Source organism: Nocardiopsis sp. NRRL B-16309 (assembly GCF_001279585.1).
In the GTDB taxonomy this organism is placed as follows: domain Bacteria; phylum Actinomycetota; class Actinomycetes; order Streptosporangiales; family Streptosporangiaceae; genus Nocardiopsis.
This window is the reverse complement of the sequence record NZ_LGEC01000114.1, coordinates 165486-184610: the sequence shown is the minus strand read 5'-3', so window position 1 is coordinate 184610 and position 19125 is coordinate 165486. Positions and strand designations below refer to the sequence as shown.

The 19125-nt window shown below is 73.7% G+C and carries 23 protein-coding genes; 19 read left to right on the top strand and 4 right to left on the bottom strand.

All coding sequences use genetic code 11. The features are described from left to right. Nucleotides 1-110: 110 nt before the first annotated feature. Both ADL05_RS25300 and ADL05_RS25295 read left to right on the top strand, forming a co-directional pair. Nucleotides 111-1358, top strand: a complete 1248-nt coding sequence (locus tag ADL05_RS25300) for a sensor histidine kinase (protein ID WP_053619510.1) — start codon at nucleotides 111-113, stop codon at nucleotides 1356-1358. Further along, nucleotides 1355-2014: a response regulator transcription factor gene (locus ADL05_RS25295; RefSeq protein WP_053619509.1), complete on the top strand. Its 660-nt coding sequence runs from the start codon at nucleotides 1355-1357 to the stop codon at nucleotides 2012-2014. The genes ADL05_RS25300 and ADL05_RS25295 overlap by 4 nt, the downstream gene beginning before the upstream one ends. A 22-nt stretch (nucleotides 2015-2036) precedes the next feature. Here the strand turns inward: ADL05_RS25295 and ADL05_RS30820 are convergent, their stop codons facing one another. Continuing rightward, nucleotides 2037-2183: a hypothetical protein gene (locus ADL05_RS30820; RefSeq protein WP_156366030.1), complete on the bottom strand. Its 147-nt coding sequence runs from the start codon at nucleotides 2181-2183 to the stop codon at nucleotides 2037-2039. A 24-nt stretch (nucleotides 2184-2207) separates the two neighbouring features. Here ADL05_RS30820 and ADL05_RS30815 point away from each other — a divergent pair, with 24 nt between their 5' ends. From ADL05_RS30815 to ADL05_RS25275, 5 genes are all read left to right on the top strand, one after another. Next, nucleotides 2208-2351, top strand: a complete 144-nt coding sequence (locus tag ADL05_RS30815; RefSeq protein ID WP_156366029.1) for a hypothetical protein — start codon at nucleotides 2208-2210, stop codon at nucleotides 2349-2351. Nucleotides 2352-2472: 121 nt separating this feature from the next. Beyond that, entirely contained in the window at nucleotides 2473-3177 is a 705-nt protein-coding gene (locus ADL05_RS25290) for a beta-ketoacyl-ACP reductase (RefSeq protein ID WP_053619508.1), read from the top strand. Between the two features lie 81 nt (nucleotides 3178-3258). Then, nucleotides 3259-4023 (top strand): enoyl-ACP reductase FabI, encoded by a 765-nt coding sequence (gene fabI, locus ADL05_RS25285; protein ID WP_053619507.1) that lies wholly within the window; start codon nucleotides 3259-3261, stop codon nucleotides 4021-4023. 84 nt (nucleotides 4024-4107) lie between these two features. Further along, complete coding sequence (locus tag ADL05_RS25280) at nucleotides 4108-4869, top strand: SDR family NAD(P)-dependent oxidoreductase (RefSeq protein ID WP_053619506.1); 762 nt, start codon at nucleotides 4108-4110, stop codon at nucleotides 4867-4869. Nucleotides 4870-4986: 117 nt separating this feature from the next. Then, entirely contained in the window at nucleotides 4987-5574 is a 588-nt protein-coding gene (locus ADL05_RS25275; protein ID WP_197285929.1) for a Uma2 family endonuclease, read from the top strand. 278 nt (nucleotides 5575-5852) lie between these two features. Here the strand turns inward: ADL05_RS25275 and ADL05_RS25270 are convergent, their stop codons facing one another. After that, a complete protein-coding gene (locus ADL05_RS25270; RefSeq protein ID WP_053619504.1) occupies nucleotides 5853-7583 on the bottom strand; it encodes a helix-hairpin-helix domain-containing protein in 1731 nt (576 codons plus the stop codon). A gap of 59 nt (nucleotides 7584-7642) precedes the next feature. On the opposite strand from ADL05_RS25270, the gene ADL05_RS32200 reads away from it, so the two are divergent. Continuing rightward, a complete protein-coding gene (locus tag ADL05_RS32200) occupies nucleotides 7643-7774 on the top strand; it encodes a hypothetical protein (protein WP_255351866.1) in 132 nt (43 codons plus the stop codon). A gap of 17 nt (nucleotides 7775-7791) precedes the next feature. Here ADL05_RS32200 and ADL05_RS25265 read toward each other — a convergent pair whose 3' ends face one another. Next, on the bottom strand, nucleotides 7792-8739 hold the full coding sequence (locus ADL05_RS25265; RefSeq protein ID WP_197285928.1) for an aldo/keto reductase: 948 nt from the start codon (nucleotides 8737-8739) through the stop codon (nucleotides 7792-7794). Between the two features lie 143 nt (nucleotides 8740-8882). Between ADL05_RS25265 and ADL05_RS25260 the strand changes: the two genes are divergently transcribed. The 5 genes from ADL05_RS25260 to ADL05_RS25240 all read left to right on the top strand — a co-directional run bounded on the left by ADL05_RS25260 (nucleotide 8883) and on the right by ADL05_RS25240 (nucleotide 12796). Continuing rightward, entirely contained in the window at nucleotides 8883-9731 is an 849-nt protein-coding gene (locus ADL05_RS25260; protein ID WP_082376888.1) for an MSMEG_4193 family putative phosphomutase, read from the top strand. A 215-nt stretch (nucleotides 9732-9946) separates the two neighbouring features. After that, a complete protein-coding gene (locus tag ADL05_RS25255) occupies nucleotides 9947-10528 on the top strand; it encodes a DUF3090 domain-containing protein (RefSeq protein ID WP_053619502.1) in 582 nt (193 codons plus the stop codon). 8 nt (nucleotides 10529-10536) lie between these two features. Further along, complete coding sequence (locus ADL05_RS25250; protein ID WP_053619501.1) at nucleotides 10537-11283, top strand: SCO1664 family protein; 747 nt, start codon at nucleotides 10537-10539, stop codon at nucleotides 11281-11283. 18 nt (nucleotides 11284-11301) lie between these two features. Next, on the top strand, nucleotides 11302-11934 hold the full coding sequence (locus tag ADL05_RS25245) for a hypothetical protein (RefSeq protein WP_053619500.1): 633 nt from the start codon (nucleotides 11302-11304) through the stop codon (nucleotides 11932-11934). 55 nt (nucleotides 11935-11989) lie between these two features. After that, complete coding sequence (locus tag ADL05_RS25240; RefSeq protein ID WP_053619499.1) at nucleotides 11990-12796, top strand: HAD-IIA family hydrolase; 807 nt, start codon at nucleotides 11990-11992, stop codon at nucleotides 12794-12796. Between the two features lie 137 nt (nucleotides 12797-12933). On the opposite strand, the gene ADL05_RS25235 is transcribed toward ADL05_RS25240, so the two are convergent. Beyond that, nucleotides 12934-13317: an RNA polymerase-binding protein RbpA gene (locus ADL05_RS25235; protein WP_053619498.1), complete on the bottom strand. Its 384-nt coding sequence runs from the start codon at nucleotides 13315-13317 to the stop codon at nucleotides 12934-12936. A gap of 577 nt (nucleotides 13318-13894) precedes the next feature. On the opposite strand from ADL05_RS25235, the gene ADL05_RS25230 reads away from it, so the two are divergent. From ADL05_RS25230 to ADL05_RS25205, 6 genes are read left to right on the top strand one after another with little or no spacing between them, the layout of a single operon-like run. Continuing rightward, complete coding sequence (locus ADL05_RS25230; protein ID WP_082376887.1) at nucleotides 13895-15301, top strand: ATP-binding protein; 1407 nt, start codon at nucleotides 13895-13897, stop codon at nucleotides 15299-15301. Next, nucleotides 15301-15711 (top strand): roadblock/LC7 domain-containing protein, encoded by a 411-nt coding sequence (locus ADL05_RS25225; RefSeq protein WP_053619497.1) that lies wholly within the window; start codon nucleotides 15301-15303, stop codon nucleotides 15709-15711. Before ADL05_RS25230 ends, ADL05_RS25225 begins: the two co-directional genes overlap by 1 nt. Next, nucleotides 15708-16070, top strand: coding sequence for a DUF742 domain-containing protein (locus ADL05_RS25220; RefSeq protein WP_053619496.1), 363 nt, complete (start codon nucleotides 15708-15710; stop codon nucleotides 16068-16070). The genes ADL05_RS25225 and ADL05_RS25220 overlap by 4 nt, the downstream gene beginning before the upstream one ends. Then, the gene (locus tag ADL05_RS25215; RefSeq protein WP_053619495.1) at nucleotides 16051-16665 is read left to right on the top strand and encodes an ATP/GTP-binding protein; all 615 of its coding nucleotides are present in this window, start codon (nucleotides 16051-16053) and stop codon (nucleotides 16663-16665) included. Before ADL05_RS25220 ends, ADL05_RS25215 begins: the two co-directional genes overlap by 20 nt. Then, on the top strand, nucleotides 16662-17879 hold the full coding sequence (locus ADL05_RS25210; protein ID WP_053619494.1) for a cytochrome P450: 1218 nt from the start codon (nucleotides 16662-16664) through the stop codon (nucleotides 17877-17879). The genes ADL05_RS25215 and ADL05_RS25210 overlap by 4 nt, the downstream gene beginning before the upstream one ends. Beyond that, entirely contained in the window at nucleotides 17879-19123 is a 1245-nt protein-coding gene (locus ADL05_RS25205; RefSeq protein WP_053619493.1) for a cytochrome P450, read from the top strand. The genes ADL05_RS25210 and ADL05_RS25205 overlap by 1 nt, the downstream gene beginning before the upstream one ends. Nucleotides 19124-19125: the final 2 nt, after the last annotated feature.

Sequence of the window (19125 nt, the reverse complement as noted above, 5' to 3'; positions counted from 1 at the left end):
GGAACCGACGCCGACCTGCGCTGACACGGGCGGGACCGACGATCGGACGCGGGCGGCGCGCCCCCGGCGCACGAGCGGATCCGAGCCGGTCCGGCCATAGAATCCGGCGCATGAGGGAGCGGATGGCGCGTCAGGCGCGGGAGCTCGGCGGGCTGTGGCGCCACAACACCGAGTGGTGGTGGCGGCGCCGGCTGCGCATCGCCGACTGGGTCTACGCCCTGGGCCTGGCGCCGTTCGTCCTCTTCCTGCAGGTCATGCCGCAGATGGGACTCGTCCAGGGCATGCTGGACTCCCTGCCCCAACGCCACATGGCGGCCGTCGCGCTCGCCATCGTCCTCTTCCTGGGCCTGGTCCCCACGGGGATGTTCTGCGTGACCGTCCTGCTGCGCCGCAGCCGTCCCATGTGGCTGCTCGGCCTGGCGTCCGTCCTGCTCCTCGCCTTCGGAGACCTGGTCCCGGCGGCGTTCGCGCTCTACTCCTACGCGGTCCACTTCGACGACCGGCGCCTGCTGGCGGGCTGGTTCGCGCTGATGACCCTGGCGATGAGCATCGGGGTGGACGTCTCCGGGATCGCCCTCTTCGTCAACGTCGCGATCTTCCTCGTCGTCCCCACGACCTTCGGACTGTGGGTGGGAACACGGCGCCAGCTGGTCGACCGCCTGCACGAGCGCGCCGAGCGCCTCGAACGCGAACAGCACCTCATGGCGGAGCAGGCCATCGGGGCCGAACGCACCCGCATCGCCCGCGAGATGCACGACGTCGTCGCGCACCGGGTCAGCCTGATGGTGCTGCACGCGGGCGGCCTGGAGGTCTCGGCGCCCGACGAGCGCACCGCCGAGGCGGCCGGGGTGATCCGCACCACCGGGCGGGAGGCGCTCGCCGAACTGCGCGGCATCCTGGGCGTGCTGCGCGACGACACCGGAGCCGCGGCGCCCACCGCGCCGCAGCCGGTGCTGGCCGACCTGGACCGGCTCGTGGAGGACTGGCGCGGTGCCGGGATGACCGTGGTGCGCACGGGCGAGGACGTGGTCCCCGACCTGCCCGCCCACGTCCAGCGCACGGCCTTTCGCGTGGTGCAGGAGGGGCTGACCAACGCCGCCAAGCACGCGCCCGGTGCGCGGGTCTCGGTGGACGTGCGCACGGTGCCCGACGGCCTGGCCGTCGAGGTGGCCAACGGGCCGGCCACCGTCACGTCCGCGCCCCCACCGGTCAGCGGGTTCGGGCTCACGGGACTGCACGAGCGCGTGACCCTGGCGGGCGGGGCCCTGACCTCGGGCCGCCGCTTCGACGGGGGGTGGCGCCTGCGCGCTATCGTGCCCATCGACCACCACACCGGAACGGAACGAGGGCCGCGTTGATCCGCACGCTCCTGGTCGACGACGAACTCCTGGTCCGCTCCGGACTCAGGATGATCCTGGACGCCGCCCCCGACATCGAGGTCGTGGGCGAGGCGGGCGACGGCGCCGAGGCGGTGCGCATGGCGGGGGAACTCGTCCCCGACGTCGTCCTGCTCGACATCCGCATGCCGGGGACGGACGGGATCACCGCGGCCGCCCGGCTCACGGAGATGCCGCGCGCGCCCCGGGTGGTCCTGCTCACCACCTTCGACCTGGACGAGTACGTGCACGACGCGCTGCGCGCCGGAGCCGTGGGCTTCCTGCTCAAGGACACCCCGCCCCGGGACCTCATCTCCGCGGTGCGCACCGTGCACGAGGGCCACGCGATGCTCTCGCCGAGCGTGACCAAGCGCATGCTCGAACGGTTCGCCGCGCCCGCCGAGGGCGGGTCGGCGGCCGGTCGGGCCCAGGCCAGGGAACGCCTGGCCGCGCTGAGCGAACGCGAGCGGGCGGTCCTGATCGCCGTGGCCCAGGGGCGCTCGAACGCCGAGGCGGGCCGGGCCCTGGGCATGCGGGAGGCGACGGTGAAGGCGCACGTCAGCCGGATCCTCGCCAAACTGGGGATGACCAACCGGGTGCAGGCGGCGATCCTCGCCCACGACGCGGGGTGGGCCTGAGCCAGGGGCTCGGCGGGGCCGGTCAGAGCTCCAGGCCGGCGCGCAGGGCGCCCAGAGCCTCGTCGACGGCGTCCACGGGGTCGGCGCCGGGGCGGTCGCCCTCGTCGGCACCGTGATGTCCGTCCCACCGGGGCGGCTTGCGGAGACCGAGGCGCGTTGCGAGCGCCACCGCGACCGGACCGCGCTCACGTCGGTGACCGTCTCCGTCACCGACCAGGACGCGGCCGCCGCGCGGCTGGCCGACCAGGGCATCCCCGCCCGCGCCACCGCGGACGGGGGCCTGAGCGTGGGTCCGCAGTGGGCGCACGGGGCCGAGCCGCGTCTACGGGGTGTGTGACCGCGGTGTCGCGGGACTGACCTCGGTTGCGGCTACCGGTCGGTAGCTCGGTACCCTGCAAGGCGATCCCACCCCCGACATCCTGGCTGTTCACCGCAGCCTCGGCAGCAGAGGAGCATCTATGTCGCGCTCGGTCCTGGTCACCGGCGGCAACCGCGGAATCGGACTGGCGATCGCCCGTGAGCTGGCGGCGGGCGGCGACGACGTCGCGGTGACGCACCGCTCCGGCGAGGCGCCCGAGGGCCTGTTCGGGGTGCGCTGCGACATCACCGACTCCGCCCAGGTCGATGCCGCCTTCAAGGAGGTCGAGGAGGCCCAGGGCCCGGTCGAGGTCCTGGTCGCCAACGCGGGCATCACCAAGGACCAGCTGCTGGCCCTGATGAGCGAGGAGGACTTCTCCTCGGTCCTGGACACCAACCTCACGGGGGCCTTCCGCGTCGCCAAGCGCGCCGTGCGGGGCATGATGCGCAAGCGCGGCGGGCGCATCATCCTCATCTCCTCGGTGGTCGGCCTGATGGGCTCCGGCGGCCAGGCCAACTACGCGGCCTCCAAGGCCGGCCTCGTCGGCTTCGGCCGCTCGCTCGCCCGCGAACTGGGTTCGCGCAACATCACGGTCAACGTCGTGGCCCCGGGCTTCATCGAGACCGACATGACCTCGGCCCTGTCCGAGGACCGCCAGGCGGAGATCAAGAAGAACATCCCGCTCGGCCGGATCGGCAGCACGGAGGACATCGCCAGGACCGTCGGCTTCCTCGCCGGTCCCGGCGGTGCCTACATCAGCGGCGCCGTCATCCCCGTCGACGGCGGCATGGGAATGGGCCACTGAGGGTCCGTTCCGCACGCACCTCCCCGCCGCCGGACCCCGCCACCGCCGGACCCCGCCGGCCCCTCTCACAGACAGGACACCATGGGACTCCTCGAAGGTAAGCGCATCCTCATCACCGGGGTGCTGACCGACTCCTCCATCGCCTTCCACGTGGCCAGGCTCGCCCAGGAGCAGGGCGCCACGGTCGTCCTCACCGGTTACGGCCGGATGAGCCTGGTCGAGCGCATCGCCAAGCGCCTGCCCGAGACGCCCCCGGTCCTGGAACTGGACGTCACCGACGACGAGCAGCTCGCCAGCCTCGCCTCCCGGGTGGGCGAGCACGTCGACGGGCTCGACGGCATCGTGCACTCCATCGGGTTCACCCCGCAGGAGGCGCTGGGCGGCAACTTCCTCAACACCGAGTGGTCGGACGTGGCCACGGCCATGCACACCTCGACCTTCTCCCTGAAGTCGCTGACCACCTCCCTGACGCCGCTGATGAAGAACGGCGGCTCGGTCGTGGCCCTGGACTTCGACAACAGCGTGTCCTACCCGATCTACGACTGGATGGGCGTGGCCAAGTCCGCGCTGACCTCCACCGCGCGCTACCTGGCCCGCTACGTGGGCGGGGACGGCATCCGCGTCAACCTGGTCTCGGCCGGGCCGCTGAGCACCATGGCCGCGCGCAGTATCCCGGGCTTCGCCGACCTGGCCAAGCACTGGCCCGAGCGCGCTCCGCTGGGCTGGGACGTCAGCGACCCCGAGCCCGCGGCCAAGGCGGTCGTGGCGCTGCTCTCGGACTGGTTCCCGGCCACCACCGGCGAGACCGTGCACGTGGACGGCGGCTTCCACTCCACCGGGGCCTGAACCGCGGGGGCCACGGGCCCCGGCCAGGACCACCACCGCCAGGGCGGGCACCGGGCGTGCCCGCCCGTTCGGGAAAGGAACTCCATGGATCTGGGACTGTCAGGGGCACGGGTACTGGTCACCGGTGCCAGCCGGGGGATCGGGCGCGCCATCGCCCAGGTGTTCGCCGAGGAGGGCGCCGACCTGGCGATCTGCGCGCGTACACCGGCCCCCCTCGCCGAGGCCGCGGGGGAGCTGTCCTCGACGGGGGCGCGCGTGTACGCCGACCCGGTGGACGTGGCGGACCACGACGCCCTCACCGCGTTCCTGGGCGAGGCCGCCGCCTACCTCGGGGGTCTGGACGTGCTGGTCTCCAACGTCTCCGGCGGCAGCGCGAGGACGCCGGACCAGTGGGAGCGCGGCCTCAACTCCGACCTGCTGCCGTTCGTGCGCCTGGCCGAGGCCGCCCACCCGTACCTGGCCGCCTCCGAGCGCGGCGGCTCGGTGGTCCTCATCTCCACCACCTCCGCCCTGCACACCACGGTGCCCGCCGGACCGCACTCCTACGGTGCGGTCAAGGCCGCGCTCAACCACCACGCCTCCTCGCTCGCCCGCGCGTGGGCGCCGGAGGGGATCCGGGTCAACACCGTCTCGCCCGGCCCCATCGAGTTCCCGGGCGGCGGCTGGGCCAGGCGCAGGGAGAACGATCCGGCGTTCTACGAGAGCATCCGCGAGCGCATCCCCTACGGACGCCTGGGCCGCCCCGAGGAGGTCGCCCGTGCGACGGCCTTCCTGGCGAGCCCCGCCGCGAGCTACGTCACGGGCAACAACCTGGTGGTCGACGGCGCCTTCCTCGACCGGATCTGAGATTTCGGTCCGCGCGCACCTTTGCTTTCGGAACGTGGGTAGGACCAGGATGACGGAAAGCCCGAACACGCGGCCGTGGAGGTCCCTACGATGGCGAAGCGAAACGAAGGGGAGCCCATGACCGCTGTACTGGAAGAGTCCTCTGACACGCGTCTGCCCCCGTTCAGTCTGCGCGAACTGGCCGACAGCCTCGATACTCCGCCAGGAGTCAAGGTGGAGGTCATCGAAGGGGCCATCGTGATGTCACCCACCCCGTCGAAGAAGCACGGGGCTGTCGTCCGGCGACTCGACAGGCAACTGATTCCGCAACTGCCGGAAGATCGTGTCGCGGAACAGAACTATTCGATCGAAGCTCTCGAAGGCGAGGACTTCGCCTCGCCCGACCTGCTCATCGTTCCCGTGGCGGTCGAGGAGGAGGACGGCTGGCTGGTGGACCCCGACGACGTCGACTGCGTGGTCGAGGTGGTCTCTCCCAGCAACCACACCAATGACACCAAGGTCAAGCCGTCCCTGTACGCGCGGTGGCGGATCCCCGTCCACCTCGTCATCGATCCGCGGGACGGGACCACGCGGGTGTACTGGGATCCCCAGGGCGGCGAGTACCGGGCCCACCACGACACCGAGTTCGGGGACGAGGTCGTCCTGCCCGAACCGCTCAAGGACGTCCGGATCGACACCTCCGTCTTCCCCAGGTACGGGACCTGACGCACTGGGCCGTCACCGTGGCCCGGGACGGAGGTGTCGTGTGAGCCGGACGGCCGTCACCGCCGTGCCCACGACGGCCGCAGACCGAGGTGGCGGCGGTGTTCGCGGGCCGGTGCCGCCAGTACGACGGCCGATGACCGCGGCCGACCGGCCACCGGCTTCGCTCGGCACGTCCCGCGACCGCTGCGCCGCTCGGCCCGTGGGCCCGGCGGACTCCATCGACCGCCCGCCTGCCGTGGCCGGCCGTCCGCCCGCCGCGGCGGACGGCTCGCCTTCGTTCAGCCCTCGCGCAGGATGCGGGCCAGACGGGTCGTGCGGTGGGCGCCCGCGTTGTCGCGCACACCCGTGGCCAGCGCGCCGCCGGTGGCGTCCACCAGCGACACGTGGCGCACGGCGCGGGTGAGCACCGTGTACACCTGCGGTCGCGACACCGGCACCTCGGGCGGGAACACTCCCACGACCGCGGGCCAGCGGCCCCCGTGCGCGGCGGCCACGGTGACCGCCCACCCCGGGCGCAGCGCGGAGGGGTCGGCGACCTCCACCTCGCGGCCGTCGGACAGTTCGACCACGGTCCGCCCGCCCGCCTCGCGCAGGTAACCGGTGTCCCCGGGGCCGTACCCCGGCCCGTCGGCCGCCAGGAGCACGCGGTCGCCCACGTCCAGGCCGCCGTGCGCGCCCGGCCCCGGGTTCAGCCGCTCCTTGCACGCCGCGTTGAGCGCGCGCGCACCCGCCGGGCCGTCCTCGCGGGAGGCGATGACCTGCGTGTGCTCGGGATCCACGCCCAGTGCGCGCGGGATCGAGTCGGTGAGCAGCTGCACCACCCGGTGCGCCGCCTCCTCCGCCGAGGCGGCGGGGACCCGCACGATCTCGCGGTCGGGAGCGGCCACCTCCGGCACGTCGCCGTCGGCCACGCCCAGGGCCAGCTCGGCGATCGGGCCCGGCTCGCCGGGGGCGGCCACCTCGCCCGCGTGGGCGGCCCGGGAGGCGGCCACGTCCACCGCGACCTGGCCCGGTGTGGCGGACGGCGCCTGGCGGGGATCGGCCAGCAGGACCAGGTGCGTGTCGTCGCCGCACGCCGACACCAGCTCGGCGGCGCGCGCCACCCCCACCGACATCGACTCCTGGAGTACCACCAGCCCGGCCTCGAGCGGAGCCTGGGAGAGCAGTTCGGGCAGGGAGACCGCGCGGACCGGCGGCTCCTCGGCGGCGGCCGCGAGGTCGGCGTTGAGCGCCGCCGCGGCCTGGGCGGTGGGTGCCGCCACGGCGATCCCCACCTGGCTGTCGGCGGCGATCGCGCCCAGGCACAGCAGGGCCCGCGCCACCTCGCCCGCGTCGCCCGGCCCGTGCCACAGCACGGTGACCGGGCGCAGCGTCGCGGTGACCAGCGCCTGCCGGGTCGTCTCCGTGACGGTGAACCCGCCCTTGTCGGCGGCCTCGTCGACGGTCTCTCCGGCGGTCGCCGAGTCCATGATGGGCTCGTTGCCGCTCATCAGGCGCAACAGCTGGTCGCCCAGGCGCTGTTCGGCGTGGCCGACGTCGGGCAGGGCGTAGTAGCGCTCGGGGTCCGGCAGTTCCGGAACCCCGCCCTCCTCGAAGTCGAAGTCGTCGTCGGTGTCCTCCATGCTCTCCAGGACCACCGCGCTCTCGTCGGCCACGGCGGCCTCCAGCGCGTCCGACGGGCGCGGCACGCCCAGCTGGCCCACGACGGTGGCCAGCCGCTTCTCCTCGACGACCGTGTGCCCGCGCCGCGCGGCCATCCGCAGGACGTGGGCGGTCAGGGCGCTCAGCCGGCGGGGGTCGCCGGGCCGGGCGCCCTCGCCGAGGTGCCTGCGGGCGCAGAAGTCGGCCTGCTCGACGGTCACCTGGGGCAGGCGCAGCAGGAGCCAGGGGTTGGCGTCCAGCTCGGCGGCGCCCCCGGGCCCCAGCGCGGCCGCCAGCCGGGGCGCCAGGGCGGGGGGCGCGCCCATCCGGTCGAGGACTGCACTGACCTGTTCGACTGCCTCAGACACCTGGGGCCGTTCCCCTCGTTGCGCACTTCGCGGACTCTGGGAGAGCGTACCGAGTCGCGGTGACACCGGTGGTCATCCGCGCGATCCGCGAACCGGCCCCGTCGCGGCCGCGCGCCCCCAACGCCCGGTACGCCCCGGAGGCCGTGTTCGCACAGAAGGTCCTGCTCCCGCCCGCCACCGGCGGCCGGTGACCCCCGGGGGCGGCGCCTCAGGGGGCCGACGTCGCGTCGTCGAGGGCGCGGCGGATCTCGGGCGGCAGCTCCACGCCCTCCAGGCCCAGGATCTCCTGGAGCTGGGGCAGGGTCCGCGGGCCCACGACGGCCGCGGCCACGCCCTCCTGGTCGCGCGCCCAGCTCAGCGCGACGGCCAGCGGGGAGACGCCCAGGCCCTCGGCGGCCGTGCACACCGACTCCACCACCCGCCGGCTGTGGTCGTCCAGGTAGGGCTCGACGTAGGGCGCCATGTGGGGGAAGGCGCCGCGGGAGTCCGGCGGGACGCCGTTGCGGTACTTGGCGCTGAGCACCCCGCGCCCCAGCGGCGACCACGCGATCACGTGCGCCTGCGCCGCCGCCGCGGCCGGTCGCAGCGACCGGTCGGCACTCCGGTTGAGCAGCGAGTACTCCGAGCCCACGCTCACCAGCGGGACCCGGCCCGCGCGGGCGCGCTGCCAGGTCGCCAGGGTCGAGAACTGCCACGCCTCCAGGTCGCCCGCGCCCACGTAGCGCGCCTTCCCGGCGGCGACGGCCGTCTCCATGGCCGCCAGCGACTCCTCCGGCGGCGTGGCCGGATCGAACACGTGCAGCTGCCACAGGTCGACGTAGTCGGTCTGCAGCCGGCGCAGGGAGGCGTCCAGGGACGCCAGGAGGTGGCGGCGGGAGCCGTCCACGGGGCGGTAGGCCTCGGGGGTGTGCCCGGTCTTGGTCGCCACCACCACGTCCTCGCGGCGCAGCGAGCCGCGCAGCAGGCGCCCCAGGATCCGCTCGCTCTGCCCACCGGTGTAGATGTCCGCGGTGTCCACGAGCGTGCCGCCCGCGTCCACGAACGCGGTGAGCTGCTGCCCAGCCTCCTCCTCGGAGGTGTCCTGCCCCCAGGTCATCGTGCCCAGGGCGGTGCGTGACACCCAGAGTCCTGATCTGCCCACCTGTCGCTGTTCCATGCGGCGGAGAGTACCGTGTCAGGGCCGGGCCGTCCGGGGATCCTCCCCGCGCCGGGACCGCCCGCGCGCCATGGGAGCGGGCCCACGGCGGCCCGCGGTGTCGATGCGGTGCGGGGGACCGGCCCAGGTCCTACCCTGTGCCCATGGCGACATCCACGGCACCCCAGGGCGCGCCCTCCGCGGCCGCGGCGCCCCCTCCCGCTGACCGGCCCGCCCCCGGGCCACAGCCCTCCCCGGAGCCCGGGCGGCCCGCGCCGCCCCCGCCCGCCGCGATCACGCTGCTGCTGGTCCGGCACGGGATGACCGACGCCACCGGACCGCGCCTGGCCGGGCGCGCGCCGGGGCTGCACCTCAACGACACCGGCCGCGACCAGGCGGCCGACGCGGCCCGCCGGCTGAGCGGACTGCGCCCGGCCGCGCTGGTCTCCAGCCCGCTGGAACGCTGCCAGGAGACCGCGCAGGCGATAGCCCGCCACCTGGACACCGCCGTCACGACCGACGAGCGCTTCATCGAGTGCGACTACGGCAGCTGGACCGGCCGGACCCTGTCCGAACTGGCCGGGGAACCGCTGTGGCGGGTGGTCCAGGACCACCCCAGCGCCGCCCGCTTCCCGGGAGGGGAGTCGCTGGCCGCCTCCTCCGCGCGGGCCGTGGCCGCGGTGCGGGACTGGAACACCCGCCTGCTCCAGGAGCACGGAGCCGCCGGGGAGGACGCGCCGCCGCCGGTCTACGCGGTGTGCAGCCACGGCGACATCATCAAGGCGATCGTGGCCGACGCCCTGGGCCTGCACCTGGACATGTTCCAGCGGTTGCGGGTGGACCCGGGGTCGGTGACGTCGATCACCTACACCCGGACCCGGCCGTTCCTCAACGCGCTCAACGACACGGGGGAGAACCTGGTCGGCAGCCTGCCCACCCGGGCCGAGGCCCGGGGGGACGCGGCGGTCGGCGGCGGCGCGGGCGGCGGCGAGGCGGACGCCGAGGAACCCTGAGGACCCGCACGCCGGGGCACACCGGGGGCCTGCTCACGCGCCCCGCCGAGAGCCCCCGCTCAGGGCACCGCGGGGTCCCGCGCGCGACCGCCCGAGGGGCCGGTCACCCGGGGGCGGGGCGCCCGCGCGATCCGGAGCCCGCCCGGCGGCGGGGCGCGCTGCTGCGCCCCGGGGGTTTTCGCGTCCTGCCACGGCTATCCCTTAAGGTGCTTGGCATGCCCGTATTCCAGTTCAACCCGCCGGAACGGTTCGTCGCCGGAACCGTGGGCCAGCCGGGAGACCGCACGTTCTTCCTGCAGGCCGTGGGGGAAGGCCGCATCACCAGCGTCGTCCTCGAAAAGGCCCAGGTCGAGGCCTTGGCGACCCGGATCGAGGAGCTGCTGGAAGAGGTGCACCGCCGTTTCGGCGCGCCGCCCGACGACTCCGAGCCGCCGGAGGACGAGGGGCCGCTGGAACAGCCCATCGAGCAGGACTTCCGCGTGGGCACCCTGGCGCTGGCCTGGGACGCCGAGGCCGCACGGGTGATCATCGAGGCCCAGGAGATCGACGAGACCGCGGGCGAGGACGTCGTCGAGGACGACGAGGAGGAGCTGGAGGTCTTCGCCGAGGACGCTCCGGCGCACCGGGACGTCCTGCGCGTCTACCTCACGCCGGGAGCCGCGCGCGCGTTCGCCGGGCGGGCGCTCAAGGTCGTCTCCGCGGGCCGCCCCGACTGCCCGCTGTGCGGCCGTCCCCTGGACCCCAACGGCCACATCTGCGCCCGGCAGAACGGCTACCGTCCGGACCGCCTCGTCTGAGGCCCCCCATGACCGCTGACGCCTTCGAGGGGCTGACCCCCGATCTGGGCCTGGGCCTGGTGCGCACGGGCGAGCTCACCGTGGAGGGGCGCCTGACCGCTGCCTCCAACGCCACGCTGTACTGCACCGTGTCGGACGGGGTCCGCTCGGCCGTGTGCGTGTACAAGCCGGTGGCCGGGGAGCGCCCGCTGTGGGACTTCCCCGACGGCACCCTGGCCGGCCGCGAGGTGTTGGCCTACGCCGTCTCCGAGGCCCTGGGGTGGTCGGTCGTGCCGCCCACCGTGCACCGGGACGGCCCCTTCGGCGAGGGCATGGTGCAGCTGTGGGTCCACGGTGACACCACCGTCGACCTCGTCGCCCTGTCCCGCGAGACCGACAACCGCGACCTGCGGCGGATGGCGGTCTTCGACGCGGTGATCAACAACTCCGACCGCAAGATCGGCCACCTGCTGCCCACCCCCGGCGGGCACCTCTACGGGTGCGACCACGGTGTCTCCTTCGCTGAGGAGTACAAGCTGCGCACCGTGCTGTGGCAGTGGCAGGGGCAGCCGCTCACCGAGGACGCGCTGGAGGCGCTGGCGGGGGTCCGCGACGCGCTGCGGAACCCGGAGAGCGCCCTGTCCGTCGAACTGGCGCGGTACCTGACCGGGCCGGAGGCCTTCGCCCTCCGGCGCCGGGTCGAGCTGCTGATCCACCACCGAGTGCACCCCTACCCGGCGCCCGACTGGCCCTCCGTGCCCTGGCCGCCGGTCTGATTCCCCTTCGGAGTCCCCTTGACCGTCGTAGAGAACGTCCGCTCCACCCCCGGCGGCCTGGTCCGCGTGCTGATCGACCGGCGCGGCTACGCGGTGCGCCCCCTGACCGCGCGTGAGCGCACCGAACTCCTGGGCGCCTGGGCCGGACTCGTCGCCCTGATCGGCCTCGTGCCCGGCCTCGCCCTGCCCTGGTGGGCGGACACCGCCGGAGCCGACGACCTCGTGCTCTACTCCATACCGCTGGCCCTGTGCCTGCTGGTGCTGGTGGTGATCGGCGTGGTCGCCGGTGCCAGGGAGTTCGCGGGAACGGCCGTGGCCTGGGTCGTCATCACGCTGTGCCTGCTGTGCCTGCCGCTCTTCCTGCTGCTGCTGATCCCCGGTGTGCGCCGGGCGGTGTGGAAGCGCGACACGTCGGAGGAGGCCCGGCGCCGCGGGGAGTGGGAGGAGGAGCGGGCCCTGCGCGCGTCCTACCCCGCGCAGGTGTACTACGAGTACGTGGCCTCGGCGCGGATCACCCGGTCGGGGCGGCGCGTGACCGTGGACCTGCACCACGCCAACGGCCGCACCGTCCGGCTCTCGGCACGCGGCGACCGCGGCGACAGGCTCGCCACGGGGTTCCAGGAGCGGCTCGGCCACCGGGTCCACGTGTGAGCCCGGACCACTACTGGGGAGTAGGAATGGCGGCCCGCAGCTCAGGGACGGCACAATGGGGCACGTGAGCAACGAGAACCAGTGGAACTACCTATTCGACATGGACGGCGTGCTCGTTCGCGAGCAGCACCTGATCCCCGGCGCGGACGCGTTGATCGCGGAGCTGCGCGAGAACGGGATCCCGTTCATGGTGTTGACCAACAACTCCATCTACACCCCGCGCGACCTGCGCGCACGTTTGCTCAACACGGGGCTGGACATCCCGGAGGAGTCCATCTGGACCTCGGCGCTGGCCACCGCCCAGTTCCTCCAGACCCAGCGCCCCAACGGCACGGCCTACGTGGTGGGCGAGTCCGGCCTGACCACGGCCCTGCACAACGTCGGCTACGTCATGACCGAGAGCAACCCCGACTACGTGGTGCTGGGGGAGACCCGCACCTACAGCTTCGAGGCCATCACCCGGGCGATCCGCCTGGTCCGCGACGGCGCCCGGTTCATCGCCACCAACCCCGACGAGACCGGCCCCAGCGCGGAGGGCCCGCTGCCGGCCACCGGCGCGGTAGCCGCGCTGATCGAGAAGGCCACCGGTCGGCGGCCCTACTTCGTGGGCAAGCCCAACCCGCTCATGATGCGCTCGGCGCTGCGGCGGATCGGGGCGCACTCGGAGAACACGCTGATGGTCGGTGACCGCATGGACACCGACGTGCTCAGCGGGCTGGAGGCGGGCCTGCAGACCGTCCTGGTGCTCTCGGGGATCTCCGGCCGGGAGACGGCCGACATGTTCCCCTACCGGCCCACGCGGGTGATCGACTCCGTCAAGGACCTGGTCGGCGCCACGCGCGACCCCTTCGGCGACGCGTAACCGGACCCGAGCGGCCGTGCGGCGCGGGCCGGGGTGAGCCCGATCGGCGCGGGCCGTGCGGAGCGGGACCGGTCGGGCCGGCACACACGACGGGGGCGGTGGACACGATGTCCACCGCCCCCGAATGTCGAGGTGTGTCAGGCGCTCTGCCGCTGCTTGGCGAGCTCCTCCACCTTGGCCGCCTCCTCGCGGCGGCGCGCGCGCAGCAGGGCCAGGCGCTCGGCCAGGACCTCCTCCAGGTCCTCCATGCTCCGGCGCTCCAGCAGCATGTCCCAGTGGGTGCGTACCGGCTTGGCGTTCTTGGGCTCCTCACCGGAGCCGTCCCGACGCAGGGCGCGGTCGCCGCAGAAGCGGCACTCCCACTCGGCGGGGATCTCCGCCTCGGTCGCGAAGGTGACCGCGAAGCGGTGGCCACGGGTGCAGTCGTAGGTGACTTCCTGGCGCGGGGCCAGGTCGGTGTTGCGGTCGTTCTCGTAGCTCGTCGCCCCGAGCCGTGTGCCGCGAAGTGCTCGCTCGGCCATCGTGTGGGTGCCTCCAGGCGCTGGTGCGGTCTCGCGGGGTGTAACGCGTCGTTCCACGTCAAGATTCCCCACTGACCTGAGGTCGAACCTCGTCCGGACGCCTCGGGGTCGCCGCGTCCCCGCCGAATCCGCTCCGGTGGGCGGGCCGACCGCCCCGCCGGAGCCCCGCACCGGGCGCCGCGACCGCGGCCGGGTCCCGGTGGCGGCAACGCCGCGGGGGCGCTCCGCGGTCCCGGTCGCGGACGGCACTTTATGGCGTCGTCGCAGTTCACCTTGTGTTCTTTGGCGGCTCGACGGGCGTTTTTCCGGCGATTGTCGGAGAGGGACGGATCGGTCGGCCGCTCTCCGGCATCCGCCGACGCCACGGGCCTGCCGCCGGATGCCGCGCCTGGTGAATTGTTCGGTGATTGTACGGACGTGACGCTTGTCGCGACTGGTGGTAGGTTAAATCTCCGTGTGCTGAAAAGCGCAGGTTAAGGCCATTCTGTCTTTTCTCTCGGCGCACTCCGGCACGCGGGCTGTGACCTTCGGCGTGCCCCGCGCGTGACCGTACGGTAACGGCAGGACATGGAACCCGATGACTGACATCCCCCCACCTCCCGGCGCCGCCCCCTCACGGCTCGCCGCACCGGGTTGGCTGTACCTCCCCCTCCTGAGCGTGCCCCTGTGGGCCTGGACCCTGTGGGCGGTGCCCCCCGCGGGGACCGTGCCCGCCCTGGTCGCCTCCGCGGCCGCCCTGGCGTCGCTGGTCGTGCTCGCACTGCTCCTCACCCGCCGCGACCGCCGCGTCCGCGAGCTGACCGGCGAGATCGCCCGGTTGCGCGCCGAGACCGCCGCACTGGCCGAGGACCACCTGCCGAGGCTCGCCGAACGGCTGCGCCAGGGGGACTCGGCCGAGACCGCTCTGCACCGCGTCCCCGCCCCGGCCGACCCCGGGGGCCGTGCCGTCCTGGGCGCGGTGGCCGCGCAGATCGCCGCGGCCGAGCGCCGCCGCGCCTCGGCCATGGTCGCCTGCGCCACCGCCGCCGGGCGGGTCCAGGCCCTGGCCACCACGATGCTCGCCGACCTGCGGCGGATGCAGGAGCGCCACGGCGACGGCGGCGGGTCCGGCGACGACGTCCTGGGCGACCTCATGCACCTGGACCACAGCACGGCACAGGTCGGCCGGATCGCGGACAGCATCGCCGTGCTCACCGGGGCCCGGTCGGGCCGCCGCTGGGGACGCGCCATCGGCATGGAGAGCATCGTGCGCGGCGCCATGGGGCGCATCGGCGACTACCGGCGCGTGCGGGTGCACAACGTGTGCACCCAGGCGGTCGCGGGCTTCGCCGCGGAGGGCGTGGTGCACTGCCTGGCGGAGATCCTGGACAACGCCGCCCGGTTCTCGCCGCCCACCTCGGAGGTGCACGTCCACGTCGAGGAGGTCCAGGCCGGGATCGCGGTGATGGTCGAGGACGGCGGCCTGGTCATGGGCGAGGAGGCCCTGGAACGGGCCCGCCGCACCGTGGAGTCCGGTCTGGACCTGGCCGCCATCTCCGGAACACGGCTCGGACTGGCGGTCGTGGGGCAGCTCGCGCAGCGCTACGGGCTCTCGGTGTCCTTCCGCTCCTCCTCCCGCGGCGGCACCGCCGTGGTCCTGCTCCTGCCGCAGAAGCTCATCAAGCCCCTGCCCCGGCCGCCCGTCGGCCAGGGCCCGGCCGCCACGTCCGGCCTCGCGCCGACCGCGGCGTCCGCGTCCCCCGGGACCGCGGCGGCGGCCGACGCCGATACCGAGACCACACCGTCCGCGCCCCCCACCGCGGACGGTGGGGAGAGGGCGGAGACCGGTCTGCCGCAGCGACGCCGCGGTATGACCCTCGCCGCCGCGGAGAAGGACCGGCCCGCTCCCGCCGACTCCGGCCCCGCCACCCCGACGAAGGGCTTCGGTGCGTTCCGCTCCGCGGTACGCGGCCAGGACCCGAACGGATCATCGAAGGACGCCTGATGAACCTTGACACGTTGACCTGGCTGCTCGAAGGGCTGCTGGAGCGCACACCCGGGGCCCGCCACGCCCTGGTGCTCTCCCGCGACGGCCTCAAGCTGTGCCACAGCGCCAGTCTGAACAAGGACAGCGCCGACCACCTCGCGGCCATCGCCGCCGGTGTGCAGAGCCTGGCGCACAGCGCGTCGGTGGAGTTCGGCGCCGGCCCCGGCGCGGGCGGTGTCCGCCAGGCCATGGCCGAGTTCTACGGCGGGCTGCTGTTCATCGTCGAGGCCGGGCACGGGGCGCACCTGGCCGTCATCACCTCCGAGGAGGCCGAGCCGGGCCTGGTCGGGCACAACATGAACGAGCTCGTCGAGCAGATGGGCGAGCACCTGTCCACCCCGCCCCGCGCCGCCACCGGGTCGGTATGAGCCGCTCCCACCGGCAGGAGGGGCCGGACCGCCTCTACGTCATCACCTCGGGGCGCAGCACGGGAGCCGACGAGTCCCTGGACGCCGTCACCCTGATCGTGGCCGAGAGCGAGCCCGCGCCCGGAATGCAGTCCGAACACGCCGAGATCCTGCGGATGTGCGGGTCCGGCCCGATGGCGGTCGTGGAGATCTCCGCGCACCTGCGCCTGCCCGTGGCGGTCGTGCGCATCCTGCTCACCGACCTCCTGGACTCGGGCCGGGTCACCGCCCGCCACCCCCGGCCGGCGCCCTCCCCGGCCACGCCCCTGGCCTCCCCGGACGTGTTGGAGAAGGTGCTCGTTGCACTCCACAACCTCTGAACCCCCCGCGCCCGACGCCGCGCCGGTCCCCCTCCTGGCGACCGCGGAGCAGGCGCTCAAGATCGCCGTCGTCGGCGGCTTCGGGGTCGGCAAGACCACCCTCGTGCGCTCGGTCAGCGAGATCCGCCCCCTCAACACCGAGGAGACGATGACGCGGGCCGGCGACGGCGTCGACGACCTGGACGGGGTGGAGGCCAAGCGCTCCACCACCGTGGCCTTCGACTTCGGCCGCATCACCCTGGACGCCACCTCGGTCCTCTACGTCTTCGGCGCACCCGGGCAGGAGCGGTTCTGGTTCCTGTGGGACCGCCTGTTCTCCGGCGCCCTGGGCGCCGTGGTGCTCGTCGACACCCGGCGCCTGGCGGACTCCTTCTACGCCATCGACCGGCTGGAGGCCCAGGGCACCCCCTTCGTCGTCGCGCACAACGACTTCGGCGAGAGCTCCCACGGCCTCGACGAGGTGCGCTCCGCCCTGGACCTGGACCCCGGCGTGCCCCTGGTCCGCTGCGACGCGCGCGAGCGCGACTCGGCCAAACAGGTCCTCATCGCGCTGGTCCGCCACGTCCGCTCCCTCGTCACGGAAGGCTCCCGGTGAACGACTGCCCGGTCTCCCTCTACGGACCGCGTTTCCAGACCGACCCCACGGGCCTCTACCAGGAGATGCGCGCCGAGCACGGGCCGGTCGTCCCGGTGGAGATGGAGGGCGGGATCCCCGCCTGGCTGGTCATCGGCTACCGCGAGCTCCACCACGTGGTGAGCGATCCCGCGGTGTTCGCCCGCAGCTCGCGCCGCTGGAACGCCTGGCCGAAGGTCCCCGAGGACTGGCCCCTGCTGCCGCTGGTGATGCAGCTGCCCACCGTGCTCTACTCCGAGGGCGACGAGCACCGGCGCCGGGCGGGGGCGATCGGCGACGCCCTGGCCGGGGTGGACGCCCACGAGCTGCGCACGGTCGCCACGCGGCTGGCCGACCGGCTCGTCGACGGTTTCTGCGGATCCACGGGTACCGACCTGCGGGCCGCCTACACCGCGCGCCTGCCCGCCCTCGTCCTGAGCTGGATGTACGGGCTCGACGACCAGCGCGGGGACCGGCTCACCAACGACATGACCACCATGATCGACGGCGGACCCGCGGCGATGGACGCCCAGCGCGCCCTGATGGCGGCCATGGCCGAACTGGTCGCCGAACGCCGGGCGTCCCCCGGCAACGACGTCGTCTCCCGGATGATCGCGCACCCCGCCGGGTTCACCGACGAGGAACTGGTCCCGGAGCTGATCGTGGTGCTCGGCGGCGGCCACCAGCCCACCGGCGAGTGGCTCGGCAACGCCCTGCGCCTGATGCTCACCGACGACGGCTTCGCCGACTCCATCGCGGGTGCCCGCCGCAGCGCCCGCGAGGCCCTCAACGAGGTCCTGTGGGAGGACACCCCCACCCAGATCCAGGCGGGCCGCTTCGCCGCACACGACGTGGAGCTGGGCGGACGGCTCATACGCGAGGGCGACCTGCTGCTCCTGGGGCTGGCCGGGGCCAACCACGACCAGCGCGTCCACCAGGGGGTGCACGGGCCCGGCCGCCAGGGCAACCACGCCCACCTGTCCTTCTCCCACGGCGAGCACGGCTGCCCCTTCCCCGCACGCGAGATCGCGGAGACCGTCGCCGTGACCGGGATCGAGGTGCTCATGGACCGGCTGCCCGACCTCGAACTGGCGGTCCCCGCCGCGGAACTGCGCTGGCGCCCCTCACCCTGGGTCCGCGGCGTCGCCTCGCTTCCCGTCACCTTCACCCCCGCCCCACCCCGAGGAGACTCCTGATGCCCTGTCCCGTCCAGCACGGCTCCGGCGGCACCTTCGTCCTGGACCCCTACGTCACCGACCTGCCCGCCGAACGCGAGGCCCTGCACGCGGCGGGTCCGCTGACCCGCGTGGAGTTCCCCGAGGGCGTGACCGCCTGGGGCGTCACCCACCACGAGACCGCCCGCGCGCTGCTCACCGACAGCCGCCTGGTCAAGGACGTCGCGCACTGGGACGACTACCAGAACGGCCGGATCCCGCAGACCTGGCCGCTGCTGAGCACCATCCCGCCCACCCCCACCAACCTGCTGGGCACCGACGGCGCCGAGCACCGGCGGCTGCGCCTGCTCACCGCCAAGGCCTTCTCCGCGCGCACGGTGGAACGGCTGCGGCCCCGCATCCACGAGCTCACCACCGAGCTGCTCGACGCGATGGAGCCGGCCGCCGACCGGCCCCTGGACCTGAAGTCGGAGTTCGCGTTCCGGCTGCCGATGAGCGTCATCGGCGAGCTGTACGGCGTGGACCGCTCGGAGTTCCCCTACCTGCGCGACATGTACGTGAAGTTCTTCTCCTCGGTCACCGGCCCGGAGGAGTTCATGCGCGTCTACGCCGAGCTGGAGCGCTACTACGACGACATGATCGCCGCCAAGCGCGCCGAGCCCGGCGACGACCTCACCACCGAGCTGCTCCAGGCGGGCGAGGACGGCGACGCCCTCACCGACCTGGAGGTGCGCGGCACCCTCCAGGTGACGGTGGCCGCGGGCCACGAGACCACGGTCAACCTGCTGTGCAACGCGGTCCGCGCCCTGCTCGCCCACCCCGACCAGTTCGCCCTGGTCAAGGAGGGCAAGGTCGGATGGGACGCGGTGGTCGAGGAGGCGCTGCGGTACGACCCGCCCACCTCCAACATGATCTTCCGCTTCGCCACCGAGGACATCGGGGTCGGGGACACCGTCATCGCCAAGGGCGAGGCGCTCATGGTCTCCTACGGAGCGATCAGCCGGGACCGCGCCGAGCACGGCGAGGACCCCGACCCGGCCGTGTTCGACCTCACCCGGTCCCAGGGCCGGCACATGTCCTTCGGCTACGGCCCGCACGTGTGCCCGGGCGCCGCGCTGGCCCGGATGGAGGGGCGGATCGCCCTGCCCATGCTCTTCGAGCGCTACCCGGACCTGCGGTTGGCCGTGCCCGACGAGGAGCTCGCCAACCACCCGTCCATCATCGTCAACAGCCTCAAGGAGCTCCCGGTCCTCCTGCGTCCCTGAAC

Bases quoted from the DNA above. Each gene is read 5' to 3' on its own strand.
- ADL05_RS25300 (WP_053619510.1), top strand. From the start codon at position 111: ATGAGGGAGCGGATGGCGCGTCAGGCGCGGGAGCTCGGCGGGCTGTGG.
- ADL05_RS25265 (WP_197285928.1), bottom strand. From the start codon at position 8,739: ATGGAACAGCGACAGGTGGGCAGATCAGGACTCTGGGTGTCACGCACC.
- ADL05_RS25220 (WP_053619496.1), top strand. From the start codon at position 15,708: ATGAGCCGCTCCCACCGGCAGGAGGGGCCGGACCGCCTCTACGTCATC.
- ADL05_RS25275 (WP_197285929.1), top strand. From the start codon at position 4,987: ATGACCGCTGTACTGGAAGAGTCCTCTGACACGCGTCTGCCCCCGTTC.
- ADL05_RS25260 (WP_082376888.1), top strand. From the start codon at position 8,883: ATGGCGACATCCACGGCACCCCAGGGCGCGCCCTCCGCGGCCGCGGCG.
- ADL05_RS25250 (WP_053619501.1), top strand. From the start codon at position 10,537: ATGACCGCTGACGCCTTCGAGGGGCTGACCCCCGATCTGGGCCTGGGC.
- fabI (WP_053619507.1), top strand. From the start codon at position 3,259: ATGGGACTCCTCGAAGGTAAGCGCATCCTCATCACCGGGGTGCTGACC.
- ADL05_RS25240 (WP_053619499.1), top strand. From the start codon at position 11,990: ATGGGGCACGTGAGCAACGAGAACCAGTGGAACTACCTATTCGACATG.
- ADL05_RS25235 (WP_053619498.1), bottom strand. From the start codon at position 13,317: ATGGCCGAGCGAGCACTTCGCGGCACACGGCTCGGGGCGACGAGCTAC.
- ADL05_RS25280 (WP_053619506.1), top strand. From the start codon at position 4,108: ATGGATCTGGGACTGTCAGGGGCACGGGTACTGGTCACCGGTGCCAGC.
- ADL05_RS25230 (WP_082376887.1), top strand. From the start codon at position 13,895: ATGACTGACATCCCCCCACCTCCCGGCGCCGCCCCCTCACGGCTCGCC.
- ADL05_RS25225 (WP_053619497.1), top strand. From the start codon at position 15,301: ATGAACCTTGACACGTTGACCTGGCTGCTCGAAGGGCTGCTGGAGCGC.
- ADL05_RS25205 (WP_053619493.1), top strand. From the start codon at position 17,879: ATGCCCTGTCCCGTCCAGCACGGCTCCGGCGGCACCTTCGTCCTGGAC.
- ADL05_RS25290 (WP_053619508.1), top strand. From the start codon at position 2,473: ATGTCGCGCTCGGTCCTGGTCACCGGCGGCAACCGCGGAATCGGACTG.
- ADL05_RS25255 (WP_053619502.1), top strand. From the start codon at position 9,947: ATGCCCGTATTCCAGTTCAACCCGCCGGAACGGTTCGTCGCCGGAACC.